Below are 1,555 nucleotides of genomic sequence, written 5' to 3' on the forward strand. Positions count from 1 at the left end.
ATATGAAAACCGAAACAAAGACAAAGGGTTCTTCTTTCCGCCCATCACAAAATGCTGATGGCGTATCTGAAAACCATCATGCAGGGATCAACCGGTTGGTAAAACTTTCACTGGTAGTGGAGGGAAAAATTATTAAGTATTATAAACATTTCACGCTTAAGCAAAAAGCGAGTCACCATCACGAATTCAGTCTTACCCTTGCTCACGATACATTGGAAGACAGACAAAGCCATACCCTGGAGGAGGCTAATAAGTTTTTGGGAAAACGTCTTACTGCTATTATTTCCTATAAAGATATTGATAACAGTCCCGAAAGAAACTTCGTAGGACTGATTACCAAAGTAGGTTTTAGCCAGGAAAAGATGAGCCTTGGTAATATTGTACTTTCGGGATACAGTCCAACCATTTTATTGGATGGAGCACCCCATATCCAGAGCTTTGGAGGCGGGCAGCCCGTTAATATGGGAATCATTGCTGAAGAAGTCATCAAACAAGGAATTGATAAAGGGCGCTTTGACATCAGAGTAGACACAAACGATTATTCTCAGATTATCTACAGCAGCCAATATAACGAGACCCACTATAACTATCTTGCAAGAATGGCTGAAGCCTATGGCGAACAATTTTACTATGATGGAGAAGTCCTTCACTTTGGAAAACTTCCCCCTCAGAACAAGCCTATAAAGCTTATTTACGGCAGTAATGCTGATGATATCAGGGTAGAATTAAAAGCTGTTCATACAAAACCCCAGTATTACGGTTACAACAGTAGTAAAAATGAAAAACTGACCTCAGGAGGTACTCCGATTAACCATTTAGGAGATCTTGCAAAAACTGCCTACAGCCATAACGATAAAATCTATAAGACCCCTGCACTTCAGGTGGCACCTATTAAGGCAACCACTCACTTAGATGTAGAAAACTCTCAGAAAAGTAGCTCCGGAAGTGAAGCGGTGAGTGTATTTTCCGTTTCAGGTTCCACAACGGTACCTTTCCTTCATCCTGGATGTGTATTAGATATTCACATGAGAAAACCGGACAGTAATGAGACCTCTTATTTTACCAAAGTAATGGTAACGGAAGCCGTTCATGAAATAGATACCATCGGACACTATAAAGGCAGCTTTGAATCTATAGCCGCAGATACAGGATTTTTACCCAAACCTGAATTTACAGTTCCTATTGCACAGCCGCAGATTGCAACGGTAATAGCCAATGCCGATCCTGAAGGACAGGGAAGAGTACAGGTAAGATTCGACTGGCAGATGAATGATACCACTCACTTTGTAAGAATGATGAGTCCTGATGCCGGAGGCACTGACCAGATTACTCAAAACCGTGGCTATGTAGCAATCCCCGAAATAGGAGATCAGGTAATGGTAAACTTTGTTCACAGCCACCCTGACCGTCCGTTTGTAATGGGAGGAATGTTTCATGGAGGAGTTGGCCTTGGTGGAGGAGCAGACAACCGTGTAAAATCAATCCAAACGAGAAGCGGACATAGAATTGTTTTCACTGAAGATGAAAGCATTATCATCACAGATAAGAGTGGTAA

Annotated in this window: 1 protein-coding gene; it reads left to right on the plus strand. The window is 41.8% G+C overall.

All coding sequences use genetic code 11. From position 1 onward, the window contains the following. Positions 1–2: 2 nt before the first annotated feature. Positions 3–1,555, plus strand: a 1,553-nt coding sequence (locus BLS98_RS22985) for a type VI secretion system Vgr family protein (RefSeq protein WP_089739860.1), incomplete at its 3' end; no start/stop codon positions are given.

Origin of the sequence: Chryseobacterium jejuense, assembly GCF_900100075.1 — a bacterium.
Lineage (GTDB): Bacteria > Bacteroidota > Bacteroidia > Flavobacteriales > Weeksellaceae > Chryseobacterium > Chryseobacterium jejuense.